Annotated in this window: 24 protein-coding genes and 1 pseudogene; 16 read left to right on the forward strand and 9 right to left on the reverse strand. The window is 62.3% G+C overall.

The genetic code is table 11. The features are described from left to right. Window positions 1-44: 44 nt before the first annotated feature. Together AC1DDS_RS15485 and AC1DDS_RS15490 are read right to left on the reverse strand one after the other, a co-directional pair. Window positions 45-1,058, reverse strand: coding sequence for an HAD family hydrolase (locus AC1DDS_RS15485; RefSeq protein WP_477479722.1), 1,014 nt, complete (start codon window positions 1,056-1,058; stop codon window positions 45-47). A gap of 236 nt (window positions 1,059-1,294) precedes the next feature. Next, a complete protein-coding gene (locus AC1DDS_RS15490; protein ID WP_477479723.1) occupies window positions 1,295-1,513 on the reverse strand; it encodes a hypothetical protein in 219 nt (72 codons plus the stop codon). A 227-nt stretch (window positions 1,514-1,740) separates the two neighbouring features. On the opposite strand from AC1DDS_RS15490, the gene AC1DDS_RS15495 reads away from it, so the two are divergent. From AC1DDS_RS15495 to AC1DDS_RS15530, 8 genes are all read left to right on the forward strand, one after another. Further along, entirely contained in the window at window positions 1,741-3,054 is a 1,314-nt protein-coding gene (locus AC1DDS_RS15495; RefSeq protein ID WP_477479724.1) for an ABC transporter substrate-binding protein, read from the forward strand. Window positions 3,055-3,278: 224 nt separating this feature from the next. Next, the gene (locus AC1DDS_RS15500; RefSeq protein ID WP_477479725.1) at window positions 3,279-4,151 is read left to right on the forward strand and encodes a carbohydrate ABC transporter permease; all 873 of its coding nucleotides are present in this window, start codon (window positions 3,279-3,281) and stop codon (window positions 4,149-4,151) included. A 4-nt stretch (window positions 4,152-4,155) separates the two neighbouring features. Next, the gene (locus tag AC1DDS_RS15505) at window positions 4,156-4,986 is read left to right on the forward strand and encodes a carbohydrate ABC transporter permease (protein WP_477479726.1); all 831 of its coding nucleotides are present in this window, start codon (window positions 4,156-4,158) and stop codon (window positions 4,984-4,986) included. Window positions 4,987-4,998: 12 nt separating this feature from the next. After that, window positions 4,999-6,000 carry an ABC transporter ATP-binding protein gene (locus AC1DDS_RS15510; RefSeq protein WP_477479727.1) on the forward strand — a complete coding sequence of 334 codons (1,002 nt, stop codon included), beginning with the start codon at window positions 4,999-5,001 and terminating at the stop codon, window positions 5,998-6,000. Beyond that, window positions 5,997-6,770 carry an L-iditol 2-dehydrogenase gene (locus tag AC1DDS_RS15515; protein WP_477479728.1) on the forward strand — a complete coding sequence of 258 codons (774 nt, stop codon included), beginning with the start codon at window positions 5,997-5,999 and terminating at the stop codon, window positions 6,768-6,770. Before AC1DDS_RS15510 ends, AC1DDS_RS15515 begins: the two co-directional genes overlap by 4 nt. Window positions 6,771-6,902: 132 nt before the next feature. After that, window positions 6,903-8,387, forward strand: coding sequence for a mannitol dehydrogenase family protein (locus tag AC1DDS_RS15520; protein WP_477479729.1), 1,485 nt, complete (start codon window positions 6,903-6,905; stop codon window positions 8,385-8,387). A gap of 63 nt (window positions 8,388-8,450) precedes the next feature. Next, window positions 8,451-9,137 carry an HAD family hydrolase gene (locus tag AC1DDS_RS15525; RefSeq protein ID WP_477479730.1) on the forward strand — a complete coding sequence of 229 codons (687 nt, stop codon included), beginning with the start codon at window positions 8,451-8,453 and terminating at the stop codon, window positions 9,135-9,137. A 4-nt stretch (window positions 9,138-9,141) separates the two neighbouring features. After that, on the forward strand, window positions 9,142-10,725 hold the full coding sequence (locus AC1DDS_RS15530) for an FGGY-family carbohydrate kinase (RefSeq protein WP_477479731.1): 1,584 nt from the start codon (window positions 9,142-9,144) through the stop codon (window positions 10,723-10,725). Window positions 10,726-10,923: 198 nt separating this feature from the next. Here AC1DDS_RS15530 and AC1DDS_RS15535 read toward each other — a convergent pair whose 3' ends face one another. After that, window positions 10,924-11,724, reverse strand: coding sequence for a response regulator (locus tag AC1DDS_RS15535; RefSeq protein WP_477479732.1), 801 nt, complete (start codon window positions 11,722-11,724; stop codon window positions 10,924-10,926). A 131-nt stretch (window positions 11,725-11,855) separates the two neighbouring features. On the opposite strand from AC1DDS_RS15535, the gene AC1DDS_RS15540 reads away from it, so the two are divergent. From AC1DDS_RS15540 to AC1DDS_RS15550, 3 genes are all read left to right on the forward strand, one after another. Further along, on the forward strand, window positions 11,856-12,056 hold the full coding sequence (locus AC1DDS_RS15540) for a NepR family anti-sigma factor (RefSeq protein ID WP_405030230.1): 201 nt from the start codon (window positions 11,856-11,858) through the stop codon (window positions 12,054-12,056). Between the two features lie 5 nt (window positions 12,057-12,061). After that, window positions 12,062-12,613, forward strand: a complete 552-nt coding sequence (locus AC1DDS_RS15545; RefSeq protein WP_477479911.1) for an RNA polymerase sigma factor — start codon at window positions 12,062-12,064, stop codon at window positions 12,611-12,613. A gap of 226 nt (window positions 12,614-12,839) precedes the next feature. After that, window positions 12,840-14,324, forward strand: a complete 1,485-nt coding sequence (locus AC1DDS_RS15550) for a sensor histidine kinase (RefSeq protein ID WP_477479912.1) — start codon at window positions 12,840-12,842, stop codon at window positions 14,322-14,324. A 40-nt stretch (window positions 14,325-14,364) separates the two neighbouring features. Here the strand turns inward: AC1DDS_RS15550 and AC1DDS_RS15555 are convergent, their stop codons facing one another. Then, window positions 14,365-14,805 carry a hypothetical protein gene (locus AC1DDS_RS15555; protein WP_477479733.1) on the reverse strand — a complete coding sequence of 147 codons (441 nt, stop codon included), beginning with the start codon at window positions 14,803-14,805 and terminating at the stop codon, window positions 14,365-14,367. Window positions 14,806-14,906: 101 nt separating this feature from the next. Further along, a complete protein-coding gene (locus AC1DDS_RS15560) occupies window positions 14,907-15,284 on the reverse strand; it encodes a hypothetical protein (protein ID WP_477479734.1) in 378 nt (125 codons plus the stop codon). A gap of 792 nt (window positions 15,285-16,076) precedes the next feature. On the opposite strand from AC1DDS_RS15560, the pseudogene AC1DDS_RS15565 reads away from it, so the two are divergent. Together AC1DDS_RS15565 and AC1DDS_RS15570 are read left to right on the forward strand one after the other, a co-directional pair. Continuing rightward, window positions 16,077-16,400 (forward strand): annotated as a pseudogene (locus AC1DDS_RS15565) (DUF2325 domain-containing protein); the annotation flags it as partial. Window positions 16,401-16,423: 23 nt separating this feature from the next. Continuing rightward, the gene (locus AC1DDS_RS15570) at window positions 16,424-16,690 is read left to right on the forward strand and encodes a hypothetical protein (RefSeq protein WP_477479735.1); all 267 of its coding nucleotides are present in this window, start codon (window positions 16,424-16,426) and stop codon (window positions 16,688-16,690) included. A gap of 55 nt (window positions 16,691-16,745) precedes the next feature. Here AC1DDS_RS15570 and AC1DDS_RS15575 read toward each other — a convergent pair whose 3' ends face one another. Next, window positions 16,746-17,120 (reverse strand): DUF423 domain-containing protein, encoded by a 375-nt coding sequence (locus AC1DDS_RS15575; protein WP_477479736.1) that lies wholly within the window; start codon window positions 17,118-17,120, stop codon window positions 16,746-16,748. 12 nt (window positions 17,121-17,132) lie between these two features. Further along, on the reverse strand, window positions 17,133-17,540 hold the full coding sequence (locus AC1DDS_RS15580; RefSeq protein ID WP_477479737.1) for a group II truncated hemoglobin: 408 nt from the start codon (window positions 17,538-17,540) through the stop codon (window positions 17,133-17,135). Window positions 17,541-17,714: 174 nt separating this feature from the next. On the opposite strand from AC1DDS_RS15580, the gene AC1DDS_RS15585 reads away from it, so the two are divergent. After that, entirely contained in the window at window positions 17,715-18,275 is a 561-nt protein-coding gene (locus AC1DDS_RS15585; protein ID WP_477479738.1) for a TetR/AcrR family transcriptional regulator, read from the forward strand. A gap of 37 nt (window positions 18,276-18,312) precedes the next feature. Then, window positions 18,313-18,654: a DMT family transporter gene (locus AC1DDS_RS15590; RefSeq protein WP_310419108.1), complete on the forward strand. Its 342-nt coding sequence runs from the start codon at window positions 18,313-18,315 to the stop codon at window positions 18,652-18,654. A gap of 109 nt (window positions 18,655-18,763) precedes the next feature. Here AC1DDS_RS15590 and AC1DDS_RS15595 read toward each other — a convergent pair whose 3' ends face one another. Both AC1DDS_RS15595 and AC1DDS_RS15600 read right to left on the reverse strand, forming a co-directional pair. Then, window positions 18,764-19,123 (reverse strand): DUF488 domain-containing protein, encoded by a 360-nt coding sequence (locus AC1DDS_RS15595; RefSeq protein ID WP_310419110.1) that lies wholly within the window; start codon window positions 19,121-19,123, stop codon window positions 18,764-18,766. A gap of 232 nt (window positions 19,124-19,355) precedes the next feature. Beyond that, window positions 19,356-19,784, reverse strand: a complete 429-nt coding sequence (locus AC1DDS_RS15600) for a GFA family protein (RefSeq protein ID WP_477479739.1) — start codon at window positions 19,782-19,784, stop codon at window positions 19,356-19,358. Window positions 19,785-20,033: 249 nt separating this feature from the next. On the opposite strand from AC1DDS_RS15600, the gene AC1DDS_RS15605 reads away from it, so the two are divergent. After that, window positions 20,034-20,504, forward strand: a complete 471-nt coding sequence (locus AC1DDS_RS15605) for an aminoacyl-tRNA deacylase (protein ID WP_477479740.1) — start codon at window positions 20,034-20,036, stop codon at window positions 20,502-20,504. Window positions 20,505-20,851 lie beyond the last annotated feature (347 nt).

Genomic DNA, 20,851 nt, shown 5'->3' on the forward strand with positions numbered 1-20,851 from the left:
GCGCGATGCCTGCGCCCGATCCTCCCTGGGTCTCCACGCCTGGATCAATTGCGCGGAAAGATCTCCTTCCAGTCGGATTTCATGTCGACGACTGTCCAGCCGTTTATCGGTGCGATTTCGAGGGCTTCGTCCAGGCGGCCAAAATCAGTGTCACGATCGTAGGCATATTCCCGTTCGGCATCAGTGTGGTGAATGATCATCCCGAAGCGGGGCGTCGACGCCCCCAGCGTCGTCCACTGCAACATCTGCAGGTCGCCGTCGGAATTGCCGAATGCTGCAATCGGCCGTTGCCCGATGTGCGCATTGATGCCGACCGGTTTTCCGGCCTTGTCGTCGACAAAATTGACCTGCGGCAGGCGCAGCAGCACCGGTACGCCATCTCGCATAAAGAACTCCGTCTTGATCGACGAGCCGACCACCTGGTCGGGCGGGACGCCGTAGACGCTCTCTGTCCACGGACGCATGAACTCGATGCCGCCGCCCGAAACGATGAAGGTCTTGAAGCCGTTCGCCCTCAGATAGGCGAGCAGTTCCAGCATCGGCTGGTAGACAAGTTCGGTATAGGGACGCTTGAACCGCGGGTCCCGAGCCGTAGCGAGCCAATCGGTCACGATCGTTGCGAATTGGTCATCGGTCATTCCCGCATGGGTGGTCATGATGAGGTCCATCAGACCCTTTTCGCCTGCGGCTGCCAACGCCTTCAGGTCACCTTCCAGAACAGCCTTGAACGGTTGCTTATCCTTCCATTCCGGATGGTCCTTCGCCATGGTCTTGACCCGGTCGAGGGCAAAGACGAGCTGGGTGTACATTGGGTGCTCGGTCCATAACGTACCGTCATTGTCGAACACCGCGATGCGCGCCGGTTCCGGCACGAAGTCAGGTGTTCCTTCCTTTGTGACCTTCTCGACAAAGGTGACGATCGCCTTCTTGGGAGCGGTGTCATTCCATGAAGGCAGGGGATCGGACTGCGCCTGTGCGACGGTGGCAATCGCAACCCAGGCAACAAGGCCAAGCGCTGTGTTGCGAGCAAAATTCAGACATTCCGACGCTGAAATCATTTTGAGAACTCCTTGCTGGCATCAAGTAGCGCCGGCCATGCAAAGCGTGGCCGCTATCGCAATTCAATTGCCGGCTGGCGTTGCCAAGCCGAGGACTTCCATTTTGCGTTGTTGTCGAACTTCCTGGAACTGTAGCTCGATATTGTCAGAGGCCCCGCATAGGTCAAGCTCTGCGTCTTTCTCGACCAGTTCGCTTTCAGACTGAAAACAGCCGATAAACGTTTGCCGGCACAGCTCTATGCGAGGCGCTTGAAGGTCCACTTCACGACGTGGCTGCCGTTTCGCTTGGTCTTGGTCTTGATCTTGACCTTCACGGGTCCGCCCAATGCTGCTTCCGCATTCTCGAACGCCCGGCGGGCTTCGGCCATGGCCGCGTGATAGGCGCTGTTGTCGCGTCTGGGACTTTCCGCCATCGCGTCGAGAAGGGCGGCAATGTCCAGTGTGTCTCGGCCCATGACGTGTGCTCCATCGCGACGATCTATCGGGCGGTGCCCGATGTAAATTGAGAGCTCGGACATACACCAACGCCCGCGGGGCAAAAGCGAAAATTTATCCAGGTACATCAATCCCCGCTCTCTGCTTTCGGCGGCGCAGCGAAGAATCAGCGTTGACATTTGGCGGGAATGGGTGAGTAATTGCCCATGAGCGAAGCAAATGCTCATTTGGCTTCTGGGAGGAAGAAATGAAATTGAAGACGCTGCTGCTGGGCGCCTGCTCGGCCGTTGTCCTGTGCGGATTTGCCAATGCGGAGACGCTGACCATTGCGACCGTGAACAACGGCGACATGATCCGCATGCAGAAACTGACGGACGACTTCACCTCCAAAAATCCGGACATCCAGCTCGACTGGGTCACGCTCGAGGAAAACGTGCTGCGCCAGCGCGTGACGACCGACATCGCCACCAAGGGCGGCCAGTACGACGTCCTGACGATCGGCACCTATGAAGTGCCGATCTGGGCCAAGCAGGGATGGCTCTTGCCGCTCGACAATCTCGGCGCCGACTACGACGTCAACGACCTGTTGCCGGCGATCCGTTCCGGCCTGACCGGCGAGGACGGCAAGCTCTATGCCGCACCCTTCTACGGCGAAAGCTCGATGGTGATGTACCGCAAGGACCTCTTCGAGAAGGCCGGGCTGACCATGCCGGATGCGCCGACCTGGGAGTTCATCGCCGATGCCGCCCGCAAGATCACCGACAAGGACAAGGAGATCTACGGCATTTGCCTGCGCGGCAAGGCCGGCTGGGGCGAGAACATGGCCTTCCTGACGGCAACCGCGAACGCCTTTGGCGCGCGCTGGTTCGACGAGAACTGGAAGCCGCAGTTCGACCAGCCGGAATGGAAGAACACGCTCGACTTCTACGTCAAGCTGATGAACGACGCCGGCCCTCCGGGCGCCTCCTCGAACGGCTTCAACGAGAACCTGGCCCTGTTCCAGACCGGCAAGTGCGGCATGTGGATCGACGCCACCGTCGCTGCTTCCTTCGTGACCGATCCGAAGGCATCGACGGTCGCCGACAAGGTCGGCTTCGCACTCGCCCCTGATACCGGACTTGGCAAGCGCGGCAACTGGCTGTGGGCGTGGAATCTCGCCATCCCGGCCGGCACGCAGAAGCAGGCGGCCGCCGAGAAGTTCGTCGCCTGGGCAACCGGCAAGGACTACCTGAAGCTGGTGGCTGAGAAGGACGGCTGGGCGAACGTGCCTCCGGGCACCCGCACCTCGCTCTACGAGAACCCGGAATACCAGAAGGCTGCGCCGTTCGCGAAGATGACGCTTGACAGCATCAACGCGGCGGACCCGAAGAACCCGGCCGTCAAGCCGGTGCCCTATGTCGGCGTGCAGTTCGTCGCGATCCCGGAATTTCAGGGTCTCGGCACGGCCGTCGGCCAGCAATTCTCGGCAGCGCTTGCCGGGCAGACCAGCGTGGATGATGCGCTTGCTGCCGCCCAGCAGCTGACGACGCGCGAAATGACGAAGGCCGGTTACATCAAATAGGGCTCCCAAGGCCTGGCGCATGCGACATGATCGGTGCGCCGGGTTGGGGTTCCCAGCTCCTTTTCTCCGGGGGAAGGGAACCTCCCTGCCGGCGCCGCCGGGACAACTTCCGAGCCCAAGCGGCAGGTGTCCTGAAGGGTTGCGCCGGCTTTTTTTCAACCGGACCTGCCGCCTTCCAAGCCCCAGTGGACGGAGGCTGGTGGTCAAACTGACCGGGAACTGCCATGGCGACACTCCACACCCGATCCGCCGCCCGCCTGATGATGGCGCCCTCGGTGTTGCTTTTGCTTGCCTGGATGGTCGTGCCGCTGGCGATGACGGTCTACTTCTCCTTCCTGCGCTACAATCTGCTGATGCCTGGCATGGAGGAGTGGGCGGGCCTCGATAACTACAGGTACTTCCTGACTGATCCTGCGTTTTTCCAGGCGATCTTCAACACGCTTGCCATCGTACTTGGTGTCCTCTTCATCACGGTGCTCGGCGGCATTGGACTGGCGCTCCTGCTCGATCAGCCGATGTTCGGGCAGGGGATCGTGCGCATCCTGGTGATCGCGCCGTTCCTGATCATGCCGACGGTGGCGGCGCTGGTCTGGAAGAACATGTTCATGAACCCCGTCAACGGGCTGTTTGCCTACCTGGCGAAGTCTGTCGGCCTGCAGCCGTTCGACTTCCTCAACAATGCACCGCTGATGTCGATCATCCTGATCGTCGCCTGGCAATGGTTGCCGTTCGCGACGCTCATCCTGCTGACGGCGCTGCAGTCGCTGGATGAAGAACAGAAGGAAGCGGCGCAGATGGACGGTGCCGGCGCCTGGTCGCGCTTTGTCTATCTGACGCTGCCGCACCTGTCGCGCGCCATTACCGTCGTCATCCTGATCCAGACGATCTTCCTGCTCTCGGTCTTTGCCGAAATCCTCGTCACCACCAACGGCGGGCCTGGCACGCAGAGCACGAACCTGACCTTCCTCGTCTATGCGCAGGCGCTGCTGCAGTTCGACGTGGGCGGTGCGTCCGCCGGCGGCATCATCGCCGTCATCCTCGCCAACATCGTCGCATTCTTCCTGATGCGCATGATCGGCAAGACCCTGGAGGCGTGAAACCATGGCCCGCACCGTTTCCAGCCAACGCAAGATCGTCAACACGGTCGTCGCCTGGACGATCGGCGTCCTGATCTTCTTCCCGATCCTCTGGACGGTCCTGACGAGCTTCAAGACCGAGGCCGAGGCGATTGCCTCGCCGCCGTCCCTCGTGTTCTTCGATTGGACCTTCGAGAACTACCGCGAGGTCCAGGTTCGTTCCGACTACTTCAAGCACTTCATGAACTCGGTGGTGATCTCGTTCGGCTCGACGCTCCTGGGTCTGCTCATCGCCATTCCCGCCGCCTGGGCCATGGCCTTTGCGCCGACGCCGAAGACCAAGGATGTGCTGATGTGGATGCTTTCCACCAAGATGATGCCGGCGGTGGGCGTGCTGGTGCCAATGTATCTGCTGTTTCGCAACACCGGCTTGCTCGATACGCGCATCGGCCTCGTCATGATCCTGACGCTGATCAACCTGCCGATCATCATCTGGATGCTCTACACCTACTTCAAGGAAATACCGGGCGAGATCCTCGAAGCGGCCCGCATGGATGGCGCCTCGCTTGCCAAGGAGATCGTCTACGTGCTGACGCCGATGGCGGTGCCGGGGATCGCCTCCACGCTCCTGCTCAACATCATTCTCGCCTGGAACGAGGCGTTCTGGACACTCAACCTGACGGCATCAAAGGCCGCACCGCTGACGGCGTTCATTGCCTCCTATTCAAGTCCCGAGGGGCTTTTCTACGCGAAGCTCTCGGCCGCTTCGACGATGGCGATCGCCCCGATTCTCATCCTCGGCTGGTTCTCGCAGAAGCAGCTGGTGCGCGGCCTCACCTTCGGCGCAGTCAAATAGGGAACAAGAACAATGGGAAGCATAACGCTCAAGAATGTGTCGAAGGTCTTCGGTGCCCACAACGTCATCCCGTCCATCGACCTGGCTATCGAAAACGGTGAGTTCGTCGTCTTCGTCGGCCCCTCCGGCTGCGGCAAGTCCACGCTGTTGCGGCTGATCGCCGGCCTTGAGGATGTGTCCGGCGGACAGATCGTCATCGACGGCAAGGATGCCACCGACCTTCCGCCGGCCAAGCGACGGCTGTCGATGGTGTTCCAGTCCTACGCGCTCTATCCGCATATGAGCGTGCGCTCGAACATTGCCTTCCCGCTGAAGATGGCCGGCGAAGACAAAAGTGCGATCGATCGCAAGGTGGAGGACGCCGCCCGCGTCCTGAACCTCACCGACTATCTCGACCGTAAGCCGCGGCAGCTTTCGGGTGGCCAGCGCCAGCGGGTGGCGATCGGCCGGGCGATCGTGCGCCAGCCGGCGGCGTTTCTGTTCGATGAGCCGCTGTCAAACCTCGACGCGGCGCTGCGCGTCAACATGCGTCTCGAGATCAGCCAACTGCACCAGCAGCTGAAGACGACGATGGTCTACGTCACCCATGACCAGGTCGAGGCCATGACTATGGCCGACAAGATCGTCGTGCTCAACAAGGGTAATGTCGAGCAGGTCGGCTCGCCGCTGGAGCTTTATCGCCGGCCCGCAAACCTCTTCGTTGCCGGCTTTATCGGTTCGCCGAAAATGAACCTCATCACCGGCGAAATCGCCAGGAGATACAGCGCGCACACCGTGGGGGTGCGGCCGGAGCATATCGATCTTTCCACCTCGACCGGCGCCTGGCGCGGCACGGTCGGGGTCGCCGAGCATCTCGGATCCGACACCTTCCTGCACGTGGCCGTCGATGGCGTGGGGACGCTGACGGCGCGCGTCGGTGGTGACTTCCCCGTCAGGCATGGCGACCAGGTGTATCTCAGCCCGCAGGAAGGGCGCGTGCACCGTTTCAACGAGGAAGGACTGGCGATCAGATGAAGAGACTGGACGGGAAGAGCGCCCTGATCACCGGTTCGGCGAGGGGGATTGGACGCGCGTTCGCCGAAGCATACGTGCGCGAAGGTGCCCGCGTGGCGATTGCCGACATTAACATCGAACGCGCGCGGCAGACCGCAGCCGACATCGGCGCCGCTGCCTATGCCGTGGAGATGGACGTCACCGGCCAGCCCTCGATCGACAATGCCATTGCGGCTTGCGTGAAGGAGGCGGGCGGCATCGACATCCTCGTCAACAACGCTGCCCTGTTCGATCTCGCACCGATCGTCGAGATCACGCGAGAGAGCTACGAGCGGCTGTTTTCCATCAACGTCGCCGGCACGCTCTTCACCCTGCAGGCGGTGGCGAAACAGATGATCGCGCAGGGGCGCGGCGGCAAGATCATCAACATGGCAAGCCAGGCGGGACGGCGCGGCGAGGCGCTTGTGGCGGTCTACTGCGCCACGAAGGCGGCCGTCATCAGCCTCACCCAATCGGCGGGCCTCAACCTCATCAAGCACCGCATCAACGTCAACGCGATCGCCCCCGGCGTCGTCGACGGCGAACACTGGGACGGGGTCGATGCGCTGTTTGCCAAATACGAGAACCGGCCGCTCGGTGAGAAGAAGCGGCTGGTCGGGCAGGAGGTGCCGTTCGGGCGGATGGGGACGGCCGCGGATTTGACCGGCATGGCGATTTTCCTCGCCTCTGCCGAAAGCGATTACGTCGTCGCCCAGACCTACAACGTCGACGGCGGCAACTGGATGAGTTGAGGCTCTGCTGCGCCGCTCGGGTCGATTGAGGCAAACGAAGGAAACGCTGCGGGGTGCCCGCAGCATTGCTGCACGCTGCAAATTGCATGAACGGGAAGCGGCCTTGCCGCTGGGACCCGGAAGGAAGAGATTATGACGACCAAACTGTCGCTCGCCAACCTGGAACAGGTGAAGAAGACCGCAGGCGTGCCATCCTATCCGCGATCCGCATTGGCGGCGGGGATCGTACATTTCGGCGTCGGCAATTTCCACCGGGCGCACCAGGCGGTCTATCTCGACGCGCTGTTCAACGCCGGCCGCGACCACGACTGGGCCATCGTTGGCGCCGGCGTGCTTCCATCCGACGAGACGATGCGGGTAAAGCTCGAAAGCCAGGACTTCCTGACGACGGTTGTCGAGCAGGACAACAACCGCACCGGCGCGCATGTGACCGGTGCGATGATCGACTATCTCAAGCCCGGCGATGTGGCGGCCATCGTCGCACGGCTTGCCGACCCAGCCATCCGCATTGTCTCGCTGACAATCACCGAGGGCGGCTATTTCATCGATCCGGCCTCGGGTGTGTTCAACCCGGCCCATCCGGCGATCGAGGCCGATGGGGCGAATCCGGACGATCCGAAGACCGTGTTCGGACTGATCCTCGCCGGACTGAAGGCGCGCAAGGAAAGGGGGACACGTCCCTTTACCGTCATGTCCTGCGACAACATTCCCGGCAATGGCGAGGTCACGCATGCCGCTGTTTCCGGACTTGCGCGTCTCTCGGATACCGCCTTTGCCGACTGGATCGACGTGAACGTGGCTTTCCCCAATGGCATGGTCGACCGGATCACGCCGGCCACCGGACCGCGCGAGATCGGCATCGTCAAGGACGACTACGATATCGAGGACCAATGGCCGGTCTTTTGCGAGGAGTTCAAGCAGTGGGTTCTGGAGGACAAGTTCCCGCTGGGACGGCCTGCTCTCGAGACGGTGGGGGTTCAGTTCGTGCCCGACGTGGCGCCCTACGAGCACATGAAGATCCGCATCCTCAACGGCGGCCACGCGGCGATCGCCTATCCCGCCGCACTCCTCGACATCCACTTCGTGCACGAGGCCATGGAGGATGCCGATATCCGCGCCTTCCTCGCCAAACTCGAACGCGAAGAGATCATTCCGGTCGTCCCGCCAGTGCCGGACACCGACCTTGATGATTATTTCAAGCTGATCGAGAGGCGCTTCTCCAACATTAAGATCGGCGACACGATTCCGCGCCTTGCCCAGGACGGATCGAACCGGCAGCCGAAATTCATCCTGCCGTCGACCGCCGACCGATTGCGGCGCGGTGAGGACGTCGTCGGGCTTTCGCTCGTGTCGGCCTTGTGGTGCCGCTACTTTGCCGGCACCTCCGACAGCGGCAAGAACATCGTCTTCAACGATGCCAGCGCCGACCGCCTGCATGCGGCAGCCGTCAAGGCGAAGGACGATCCGGCGGTGTTTCTTGCGCTCTCCGACATATTCGGTGACGTTGCCGCCTCCGAGCTGTTCCGGCGGCGATTCGCCAAAGCTTTGACAATGCTGTGGGAAAAGGGAACGCGCACAACGCTTCGGCTCTATCTCGACGACCGTCTGGCAGACTGAACGCAAAGCCCGCACGAAAGAAACAGGCCGCTTTCGACGGCCGAACGGCCTGGAATGGAGAGCATGGCTGCAAGTCCGATCGACCTGATCATCTTCGACTGCGATGGCGTGCTCGTCGATAGCGAGCCGATCTCCCTTGCGGTTCTGGTCGATGCCCTCGACGCGGCCGGTGTGACGATGGATGCAGATGAAGCCACGGACCGGTTTCTCGGCAGAAGCCTCAAAAGCATGTCGGACATTCTGCACGAGGACTATGGCCTGGCGATCGACGACCATTTCCTGGAAAACATGCGCAAGGCGCTCTATGCGCGCTTCCGCGAGGAGTTGCAGCCGATCGATGGTGTCCGGGCCGCGGTCGAAGCCCTGCCGGTGCCGTTCTGCGTCGCCTCCTCCAGCCAGCCGGAACGCATCCGGCTGTCGCTTGCCGTAACCGGGCTGCTCGATCGGTTCGAGCCGCATATCTTCAGCGCCTCGATGGTGGAACGCGGCAAGCCGGCGCCGGATCTTTTCCTCCACGCCAGCGCGGCAATGGGAGTTGCACCCGATGCCTGCGCCGTGATCGAGGACAGTCCGGCCGGCGTGATGGCCGCGAAAGCGGCCGGTATGCGGGTCTTTGCCTTTGCCGGCGGCTCGCATGCGCAAGGCGAGCGCCATCGACAATCTCTCTCCCGTCTGCAACCCGATGCCCTGTTTGACGACATGCGGGATTTGCTCCAGTTTGTTCGAAAAGAATATCCGACGGGAACATGAATTCATGCGCGATCTGATCGTTGCGGTCGATATCGGGACCGGGAGCGCCCGTGCGGGCGTCTTCGATCGAAGTGGCGCGATGCTGGCGCGGGCTGAGCATCCCATCGCGATCAACCAGCCGTGCGAAAATCATGCGGAACACGATTCCGAGGACATCTGGCGCGCCGTCTGCATCGCGGTGAGAGAAGCGCGCGAGGCGGCCGGCATTGGCGCAGGGCGGGTCGCGGCCCTTGGCTTCGACGCCACATGTTCCCTCGTGGTCCGGGATCGCGATGGAGGGCCTCTGGCCGTTTCGGGCGGAAAGGACCCGCGCTGGGACACGATCGTCTGGTTCGACCATCGCGCGCTGGCAGAGGCCGATTTCTGTACGGCGACCGGGCATCCGCTGCTTGCGCATTCCGGAAAGGTGATGTCTCCGGAAATGCAGATGCCGAAGCTGATGTGGTTGAAGCGCCACCAGCCTCAACAGTGGACCAAGGTCGGCTATGTCTTCGATCTCGCGGACTTCATGACCTGGAAGGCGACCGGGTCACTGGGCCGGTCGCGCTGCACGATCACGGCCAAGTGGAACTATATGGCGCACGAACAGGACGGCTGGTGCGAGGATTTTCTTGCCGAGATCGGTCTTGAGGATCTGCGGGAGCGGGGATCCCTGCCAAAGGAAACGCTGCCGGTCGGCACGGCGGTCGGGCGGCTCACCGCGCAGGCAGCCGCCGAGCTCGGTCTCGATACCGGCTGCGTCGTCGGCCCCGGGATGATTGACGCCTATGCCGGGGTGCTCGGTGTGCTTGGTGGATTTCTCGGCGACTGCGGGCGCCTGGAGCGCCAGTTGGCGCTGATCGGTGGAACCTCGAGCTGTGTGGCGGCTCTGTCGCGGGAAAAGAAGTTCGGTTTCGGCATGTGGGGACCATACTACGAAGTGGTTCTGCCCGGGCACTGGCTGGTGGAGGGCGGCCAGTCGGCAACGGGTGCGCTGCTCGATCACATCGTCCGCCTGCATAGTGCCGGCGGCGATCCGGTTGCCGCTATCCATCAGCGCATCGTGACGCGGATCGGCGAACTGCGAGAGAAGGAAGGGGACGACTTTGCTTCCCGCCTGCACGTTCTGCCGGACTTCCATGGCAACCGCTCGCCGCTAGCCGATCCGCACGGGCTCGGCGTCATCAGCGGCCTTTCGCTGGACGGCTCCTTCGATGGATTGTGCAGGCTCTATTGGAAAGCCTGCCTGGCCATCGTTCTGGGCATTCGGCACGTCATCGAAAAGCTCGGCGAGGGCGGCTACGCGCTTGAGGCGTTGCATGTGACCGGCGGGCATCTTCGCAATCCGCTCTTGATGGAGATCTACAAGGACGTGACCGGTTGCAAGCTCGTGGTGCCGCGGACGAGTGATGCGGTGCTGCTGGGAACGGCGATGGCTGCGGCGGTCACGGGCGGGCTCTATGCGAACCTGGCCTCTGCGGGTGAGCACATGTACCCGGGAGGGACTGAGTATCTGCCTGATCCTCGAAAGCGCGCGCTTTACGACAGGGAGTACAGGCGCTTTTTGGCCATGTATCGGCATCGTGACGAGTTGGAACGGATCGCCTGAGGTCTCAAAAAGAAAAGTTGCAACAGCGGGAACCTTTTCACCACACCGGTGTTTTAGGCAATGTCACCGGCACCCGCATTCCCCCAATGCGAGGCCCTTGAAGCCGGTGAGAGGACCGCGACCGTGTCCCCTCCGGCCGCGGAAAAACAAGCAGCCAGTGCCCCCTGCACTGGCTGCTGCTTTTTTTGGATGTCTGCTTCAAGCGGCCGCCCGCTGCGACTGGTTTGACAGCAATGCCTGGTTGATGAGCACCTTGATCGTTTCGGGATGGAACGGCTTGCTGACGAGGTAGGCCGGTTCCGGCCGCTCGCCGGTCAGCAGTCTTTCCGGATAGGCGGTCACGAAGATCACGGGCAGGTCGGTACGTGACAGGATGGAATTGACCGCATCGATGCCCGAACTGCCGTCGGCGAGCTTAACGTCCGCCAGGATCAGCCCGGGCAGGGTGTCGCCCCAGAGCTGTTCTGCCTCGGCCTTGGTGCGGGCGATGCCGGTAACGTGATGGCCCATGTCAGTGATCATGTCGGCCAGATCCAGCGCGATCAGTGGTTCGTCCTCGATGATCATAATCCCGGTTTCGGCCTGCGCCGCAATCTCGCGGTAGGCGATAGTGAGCAGGTCGCAGACTTCGGCCTCATCCAATTCGAGAATTGCCGCCGCCTGAGTTGTGGGGAAGCCCTCCATCGTCACCAGCAACAGCGCCTGGCGGACTTGTGGAGCTACAGCTGCGAAGTCGAACGGCGCCTCTGGGCCGCTGCGGACAGGCACCGAAACGCTCAGCGAAAGGGGAAGCGTTGCGATCATCCTCGACAGCAGGCGGAAAAGGCACAGACGGTCATCATCACCATCATTACCGCCCTGAAGGATCAGGGGATCGGACAGTGCCACTTCCAGTGTGGCGGCCACATATGCATCACCAGAGGACTGCGAGCCCGTCAGTGCGCGCGCATACCGCCGAAGGCCTGGGAGGTATGGCAGGATGCGATCGGAAATGGGCATGGAACTCTCCCCTGGTGTTGTGAATTTAACCTGTCACCGATGAACGCCCGCGGCCTTCTTGGGTTCCCAGGAAACGGAACCTTTTTAGTTGCCGCGCATTTTGTGCGAAATACTCTCAGGTGTTTTGAAAGATGCTGATCGTGACACAACGCCAACAACCAGATTCTCCGACGATGCCGGTCGGCGCCGAAGCCCAGATCGCGCATAAATTGCGCTCGTTCTATCTCTCGATCGAGAGCGAGCCGGTACCCCAACAGTTTCTCGATCTTCTTGAGAAACTCGACGATGCCGAAAGACTGAGCGAGCTGCAGTTGGAAGACGGTGATCGGTGAGCGAGATGGAACAGGCCACCAATTTCAAGCGAGAGTTGCTCGCGAATCTGCCGAGTCTCAGAGCATTCGCCATCTCCCTCGTCGGTCGCCACCATGAGGCCGACGATCTCGTGCAGGACACGATCCTGAAGGCCTGGGCCAAGCAGGAGCAGTTCGAGATGGGCACGAACATGAAGGCTTGGTTGTTCACAATTCTGCGCAACGAACTCTACAGCAAGCTGCGAAAGCGCGGCCGCGAGGTGCAGGACAGCGACGGCCTGCTGACGGAAAGCTTGGCTCAGCATCCTGCGCAGTACGGCGCGCTGGATATGCACGATTTCCAGAAGGCGCTGGCGCAGCTTCCCGCCGAGCAACGCGAAGCGATTGTCCTCGTCGGCGCCTCGGGTCTTTCGTATGAAGAGGCGGCGGAGATCAGCGGCTGTGCGCTCGGCACGATCAAGAGCCGCGTGAACCGGGCCAGGCAGAAACTGCAGGAGATCCTGAAAATCACCGATGAGGATGAATTCGGCCCGGATGCGGTTTCGGCGCCGCTGACCTCACGGGCTTTCGTGTCCTGAAGCGTTCTGCCAAAGCTGGAAGCGGTATCGGGTCAGAGACATGCGAAAAGGAGCAAATGGCGCGGCAATCGAACCGGAAGGACCGCGGCATGTTAGGCAGGCGGAACGCTTCAAGCTTGGTGAGTGGGGACAATGTTGTGACAGATGCAGGCATCCGAGACGGGGGTGACGTCGCGCCGCAACTGCGGGTGGGGCGTCAATGACCGGCGTAACAATAGGCAGCGCCATGCCGTCACCGTCTGTCGCCGCCGCGCTTGCGTCGCCCGAGCGGCTTGCCGCTGTGGATGCGACGTTGCCCGCTTATGCGGGACCGGATTCTGACTTTACCGGAATTGCAGATCTCGCGGCTGGGCTCTTTTCAGCGCCTATCGCACTTGTAAGCCTGATTGGTGATGCCACCCAATGGTTTCTGGCGCGCAAAGGCATGACCGAGATCAGTGCAACTGCGCGGGACACCTTCTGCGCACACCTGTTGACGGGGACCTGCGCACCGCTCCTCGTCAGGAACGCGCTGAAGGACAGGCGTTTCTCCAGACTGCCCAGTGTAACCGGCGGCGCCGGCTTGCGCTTCTATGCGGGGGCGCCGATCATGCATCTCGGTCAGGCGATCGGAAGCGTCTGCGTCTTCGACGTCGTTCCCCGCGCGGACGGGCCGCAGGATGCGCTGCTGCACTTGCAACAGTTTGCGAAGCTTGCCGGCACGCTTCTCCTGCTCAAGGAGGAGGCGAGGCGGAGGGCGGTCGCGAACGTGGCGATTGCGCGAGAGGAGCAGCGACAGGCGTCCGCCCTGGATGCGGCCAATGTCGGAAGCTGGCTGTGGAACCTCAAGACGGGGACCGTCGTCGGCAATCCGCCGCTAATGCGGATGCTTGACCTCAAGCCGGGAGCGCCGCTGACCGCGCGCAGGGTCTTTTCGGCGATCCATCCCGCGGACAGGAAGGCGACGATCGCAAGCTTGCGTCGAGCGCTGCAGACGGGCGCCGAATACGACGGCATGTTTCGGGCGAGGGCGACGGGGCGCTGGCTGCTGGGGCGGGGTCGGGTCCATGAGTGGGACGGAGAACGACCGCTGATGTTTCTGGGCATCACGCTCGACGTGACGGAAGGACAGATTGCCTCGGAACGGATGCGCCTGCTGCTGCGCGAACTGAACCATCGCGTGAAGAACACCCTCGCGATGCTGCAATCGCTCGCACGCCAGACGCTGCGTCGAACCAATGATCCGGTCGCTTTCATGGAGGCCTTTGCCGGTCGCCTGCAGGCGATCTCCGAGGCCCACGGTCTTCTGAGCGACCACGAGTGGGGAGGCATTCGGCTTACGGCACTGCTGCAGGCGCAGATCAAGCCCTATGTCGATGACTTCGATGCGCAGGTTGAAATCCACAAGGATGAAGTCCAGATGGGGCCGGACCAGGCGATCGGCCTGGGTCTTGTGTTGCACGAACTCGCCTCTAACGCCCGAAAATATGGTGCCTTGTCGGTCGCTGGCGGCAAGCTAGTGGTGACCGCCCGTATTGTCGAGGACGAGGGCAAGCCGGTGCTGCACATGACCTGGCATGAAGTCGGCGGACCGCCGGTCGAGCCGCCGAAGCGCTACGGGTTCGGCATCGTGCTGATCGAGCGCAGCCTCGACAAGGTGTTGGGAAGCAGCGTGCATCTCGAATTTCTGCCAAGCGGGCTTACGGCGCTCGTTCGACTGCCGCTGCAGTAAATTGACGGACGTTCGAACCGGTCTGTGCTGTAGCTAGAGCCTAGTCGTCCCGACGCCGGCGCCCGCGTGACCCTGGCTTAAGAAAAAGCGCAAGGGCGAGCCCAAGTGCTGCGGTCGCCAGCGGCTGGCGCGCGGCGGTTCCGGCGGCAAGCGCTGCAAGTTGACGGCGCGCCTGCATCTGTTTTCGCCGGTGCCGGCGCAGCTTGGCGTCGCGGTTGTTGAGATAGAGGAGAATGGCGATCAGCACCAGTGCGATCGTAGCCACGCCGCCCGCAAGGCCGAGCAGGGCGGGGACGGTTCCATAGTGGCTGGCAAGCGCCACGCAGATGGCGGCGATCACCAGGACGTAGGCTGTCAGCAGCAGCAGGATTGCTGCTCCGGCAAACATCGCGTTGCGCTTCGACCGAGCCACGGTCTCCTCTATCCTGTCCTCGATCCTGAAAATCAGGTTCTGGGCGAGGGCCGCTACGATCGAATGCATGAATTGCCGCTCCTGTTCTCGGGCCGATGCGCACCAGCCCCAGCCGATCTCTTCCTCAGCGAGGTCGAAAGACTGTTACCGGCTGAAGGCAAGCAAATGGATCAACGCCGAAGGATTGCGGCGATGACGAAGCCGGCAAGTGCTGCGGCGCCTAGCATTGCGAGCGGATGTTCGCGGACCGTCCGGCGCATCTCGCGCCCGGCGTCGCGATACTTCTCCGACAGTTCGGCGAGAATCTCCTCGCCGCTGGCGACCAGTTCCTCAAGGTTGGCCTCGGCGTCGTCGCGGGCATCCACGGCGCGCTTGCGAAACGCGGAAAAGCGGCTGCGCGCGTCGTCGGCACCATCCGAAACGTCGCGGGCGACGGCCTTGGCAAGCGCCGAAATCTGGTCGCGCAGTTCGGCGATCTGGTCCTCGATGCTTTCGGCCGTTTCCGATGTGGTGCGGTCTTTACCGCGCGAGAACATTCCCGATGACATTCGCTTTCTCCTTGCCGATTGGCACGCAAAACCTTGCTCTGCGAGCACAACGCCGACGAGACGCCCTGGTTCCACCTGTGCGCGCAGGTCAGGCCGTCAGGCGAGGTGGTCTGAGGCAGAATGAACGGAGTTCCCTCTTCAAGCAAGCCGCCGACGTGCATTCCGCAATCAAAGACTTCCTTCAGGTTTCATCCGTGAGAACACCGACCGGCAGCGCCGCGGCGGCAGTCTTGTCATCACCATCACCTCGGCGAAATTTACCATCACGTGGCGACCATGCCGTGGCCAGGAACGCGCCGGCCGCTCTTCCCTCTTCAACGTGCCCCTTTGAACGATAGTGGATTGGCGCGCCGTGCTGCTTCCGACCTCCCCCGGGGGGGGGCGCCGGGCATTGTAAAAAGATGACGGACACAATCATGTTTATACTTTACTCCCAAAGTCATGTTTTGTAGGGTCGCGCCACCAATCAGAAGTTTCGAGGAGTGACGCATGCAGACAGCTAGGGACGGACAGCGTGAAGCGGTGCTGCGGGCGATGATTACCGCGCGTGACGCTCGTATCGCCGCGCTCGAAAAGGAGGTGACTTCGCTCAAGGCGCGCCTTGCTTCGAGCCGTTCTGCGGAGGGCATGCAGATGCCGCGCCCGCCTGTCGCCGAGCCACGCGGGCCGCGCCCGGTCGAGGTTACGCGGGTGAAACGGCGCAGCATCGAGATCGACAGGCGGCCGATTCAGAACCGGCAGGCGAAGCCCGCAGATGGCGGCAACGCGGCCGAAGCGGAAGCGTCGGCGAAATCGGCGCTCGAGGGACGCAGCTTTCTCTATGTCGGCGGTCGCGATTGCCAGGTGGCGCATCTCAGACAGATTGCCAGCACGTTCGGCGCCAACCTGATCCATCACGATGGCGGCCTTCGCGAAGCGGTTTCGCGCATCGACAATGTGCTGCCCTCGGTCGACTGCGTCTTCTGCCCGATCGATTGCATCAGCCACGACGCCTGTCTGCGGGTGAAAACGGGCTGCAAGAAATGGGAAAAGGCGTTCGTGCCGCTGCGCAACGGCAGCAAGTCCAGTTTCGAGAGGGCCCTGCAGAACCTCAGCGAGGGAAATCCTGTCCAATGAGCGGTGAGGGGCAGGGAGCCGTCATGTTGATCGGCCTGCACAGGCTTGCCGCGCAAAACGGCGATGGGTTGGTTCCGGAACTCTATGCGCTCTTGATGCGTGAGCGCCGCCTACAGGCGGAAAATCCCAACGTCGCGACGTTTCCGGTATGGGAGGCCCGCCCGCCGGCGCGGGACATTCCTTTCGCCCCGGTTGCTCAGGCGGAGACGGAGACCGGCGACAACGTGACCGCGTTTCCAAGCCGCGCTGTGCAGGTGGAGCGTCGCAAGGACCTGCCCGAAACGGGCTAGGTCTGTGGCGGCGGATCTGGGCGGACGACAAGCCGCTTAATGATGTCTGCGCGCTTCATTCTGTCGTCGTGCGATGGCGGAACGCGCCGACAGCGACTGTCAGCCAGCCGGTCATCATCAGAAAGCCGCCGGTTGGGGCCGACATCGGAAACAGGCCATGGCCCGCCGCATGCCGCATGGCGAGGTCCCCGGCAAAGAGAAGCGTTCCGACGACCAGAAGGATTGCGGCCACGGCTGCCGTGCGCACGGTCGGCCAGGCGGCGTAGAGCGCGACGAGGGCTGGAGCATGCGCAAGGCACATCGCCGATGCACCCGCCATCAGGCGTGGATCGGCGCTTGCATGCGATGCCAGCGCCGCGCTCGCCACCCCCGCCACACCAATGATGCCCGCGAAGAACAGCGTTGCTGAACGTGCGATTGATTCTGCCATCGGGGGCGTGTCCTATGCCTGGTTGACCATGTGATGCGCCAGCCGCGTCACCGGCTCGAGAACGATTGCTCGTAACTGTTGGCTTGCAACGGTTTCCTCCAGTGCCCGGGTGAAGCACAGGAGCCAGCCGTCGCGTTCGGCCTGCCCGATCGACGCGACAAAGTGACGGCGGCGCAGCATCGGATGGCCGCGTTTGTCGGTGTAGAGCGGTGGGCCGCCAAGCCAGCCGGTGAGGTACTCGTAGAGTTTCTCCTCGCTGTCGGCGAGGCTTGTCGGGTGGATGGCGCGACAGGCGGCGGCTTCGGGCAGCGTGTCCATCAGCTCGTAGAACCGGCTGGTCAGCGCGCGCACAGCGGCATCGCCGCCGACTGCGTCGTAGAGCGTTGTCGTCGCTTCCTGCTTCTCGTCCTGCACTGGCATTCCCGCTGCTTTCGTTCGCCTTTACAGATAGATCAGCGGACGCGCGAGGGCAATCTCGGCACCGGAACCGGTGCGAGGAATCGTCGAGAATCGCCACGGGTTCGACAAACAGAAACAACCAGCATGGCTGAACAAAGCAATTGAATTAAAACCGTCCAGACGGTATGTTTGCTCATGAAAACGGCACATCACCGTAAGAAGCAACCCGAAGCCGTCCGCCAGCTGCTGCTGGGGGTCGCGGCCGGACTCTGCATCGAAAAGGGGGCGGCCGGTGTCACCCTCGATGCGGTCGCGGCGGCGGCGGGCGTCAGCAAGGGCGGTCTGTTGCATCATTTCCCCAGCAAGGCCGCCTTGCTGGATGGGCTTCTCGACGACCTGATGGGCCGCTTGGATGCGGCGATCCGTCAGGCGATGATCGACGATCCCGAACCGCGCGGCCGCTTTACCAGGGCGTATCTGAGAGTGTGTTTCGTGCTGGGCGGGATGGCCGAGGAGGAGCGTTGGAAGGCAATGACGATGGCACTGCTTGGCGAGCCGCACCTGCGCCAACGCTGGCGCCGCTGGGTGGAAGACCAGTCGCTACTCCATGCCGGAACGGACTCGTCGATCGATTGCGAACTGGTCCGCTTCGCCGCCGACGGCCTCTGGCTCGCGTCCCTGCTCGAAAGCCACCCGCTCGATCCGGGTCGCGAGCTGGACCTGATGCATCGGCTGGTCGAGCTCACCCGATCCTGAATATCCCTTTTGCCTCGTGCGCTGCGCCGGAGTTGTCATGAACCTTTCCCTTGTCTATTCGGTCCTCGTGGTCGCGATTGTGTTCGAGGTGCTCGGCACGTCGGCGATGCAAGCGGCGCAGCATTTTTCTCGCGCAATGCCGACGCTGATGATGGTCGTGTGCTACGCGATCGCCTTCTATTTCCTCTCCTGGAGTTTGCGCTACGTCCCCGTCGGCATTGCCTATGCAATCTGGAGCGGGCTGGGCATCGTCCTGATCTCGCTCGTGGGGTACTTCGTCTTCGGCCAGACGCTCGATCTCGCCGCCGTCATCGGGCTGGCCCTGATCATTGCCGGCGTCCTTGTCCTGAACCTGTTCTCGAAATCGACATTTCATTGACACGCTGCATGCTCGTGCCATCGAGGTTCGCCATCAATGGGGCGTACAACGATGCGCCGTGCACGCCCGGCTGTCTTGAACGGCGCGATCTTTGCGGAACCAGAAAACTTCAGACGTGCTGTTGCAGCCATTCCTTCAGGGCGACGGCATTGTTTTGCCGTTCGTCCCGCGCGGCAAAGAGCAGGGTGACGGGGCCGTTCCGGAGGAGGGCGCGCAGTTCCGCTGCCGCCGCCTGCGCCGCTTCGCCCGTCAGTTCCTCCGCGTAGGCGCTGCGAAAGGCGTCCCAGCTTTCCGGCTTGGCGTGGAAGCGCTTGCGAAGGTCGTCGCTGGGAGAAATGTCCTTCAGCCAAAGGTCGATGTTCGCCTTCGCCTTTGAAATGCCACGCGGCCAGAGCCGATCGACGAGTATCCGCATCCCGTCGCCGGGATCGGAGGGGGCATATATGCGCTTCACCGCGATCTTGCTCATTGCACGACGTCCACGAAAATGATTCTGCCGAGCCAGGCGACGGCCGGGCGCTTTCCCGTCTTGACCTCCTGTCGGAGACAGTCTCATCAGGAAATGCCGCCGCCATATCCATGTTTACTTTAGATTGCGCCGGCAAGCTTATCAATGCGGGGTCTGATCGACGCGACCATGCGTGATGGTTGCAAAATGGCAGGCAACGGCGGCGGCTGTTGCTCCTCCCTTGGTGCCAAAGTCACTCCGGCACCGTCTCGCCCGACCCGCCGGCTTCGGCGGGAAAGTCCTTTAGCTTCGCCAGGCCGTCACGCACGGGCAGCACGCATTCGATGTAGTTCAGATGCACCGTCGGCTCAAATGCGAGGCCTGGAACGACCGCGGCCCTCACGTCGGTCAGGCCAAGGTCGGGATGCGCGGACATGATGTGGCCGCCGCATTTCATGCAGAACTGCCGGTCGCTCATACCCGATTTGTTGTAACGGCCGATGAACTCTGCGCCGCGCGTTATCTTCACATTCCCGCTCCGCCACAGGGCATAGGCGCTGAGCGGGCCGCCGGAGTAGGCCCGGCAGGAGTTGCAGTGACAATAACCCATCTCAAGCGGTTCGCCGGTCACGTCGATCTCAATTGCCCCGCAGAAGCAGGTCCCCGAGTACTTTTCCTGCATGGCGCCCTCCTTCCGTGCGCGACGGATCTGGATGCAGAAGTGTACTGCATCATTCCGAGATTTGGAGCCATGGGGCTGATAATGCCCGAGCCAGAGGGAAAATGATCTGCCCCCCGTCAGTGCGATCAGCGGCTAGATGGCGGTGGCCGCGAGAGGGGCCAAGGCGCGCCTTTCGCCGTTGACTTCACCGATGATGGGAGGAGAATGGTCCCGTTTCGCGTCACTACGAAAGCAGAAGGGGCGCCTACGATGACGATCGCCAAGAAGCTTCAGGATTACATCGACCGCGAAGGTGTCGCATACGATACCGTCGCGCACCACAGAACCGCCACCACCAGTCAGTCTGCGCAGGCAGCCCATGTCCCCGGACGAAGACTGGCCAAGAGCGTGGTCGTGCACCATGAGATGGGCTACGTCCTGGCGGTGGTTCCCAGCACCCACCGGATCGAGCTTACCACCTTGCAGGAGGTCATGGACCGACGCCTTGGCCTCGCCTCGGAGGAGGAGGTCAGTGCGCTTTTCTCCGATTGCGACGAAGGCGCCGTCCCGCCGATCGGACTGGCCTATGATGTGCCGGTTGTTCTGGATGAGAGCCTGGAAAACGGCGGCGACGTCTACTTCGAGGGGGGAGATCATCGGACACTGGTGCACGTCAGCGGCCCGGCTTTTCGCACCTTGACGAAGGACGCCCGTGTCGCGCGGTTCAGCCATCCGGCCTAGGTTGGCGGAACCGGTCCGCATTCCGCTGGCGCTCGCAAGCGACAGACATGTCAGCAACGGGTTTCCGTAAACCGCGACATGATACCGGTAGCCTCCATTGCGGCGGTGGCCGCCGGCAATGGCAGTGTGGGCAAAACGCTTCGCACAACCGAAACGCTGCACGCGTCACCCATTCCTTCCGCGCAAACGCGAATAACCAACCACCGAACTCCAGCCGCAAATGCGCCTAATCGGTGGATCAGCACTGCCATGTCTCGGATCGGTGTAGGGTACACGCGATGGCCCCGATCTTGCCGGGGGATGTAGTTCCGCTCGGAGTTTTGTCCAAGGAGAATGCAAGAACGTAC

This window comes from Mycoplana sp. 10N416, assembly GCF_056394765.1.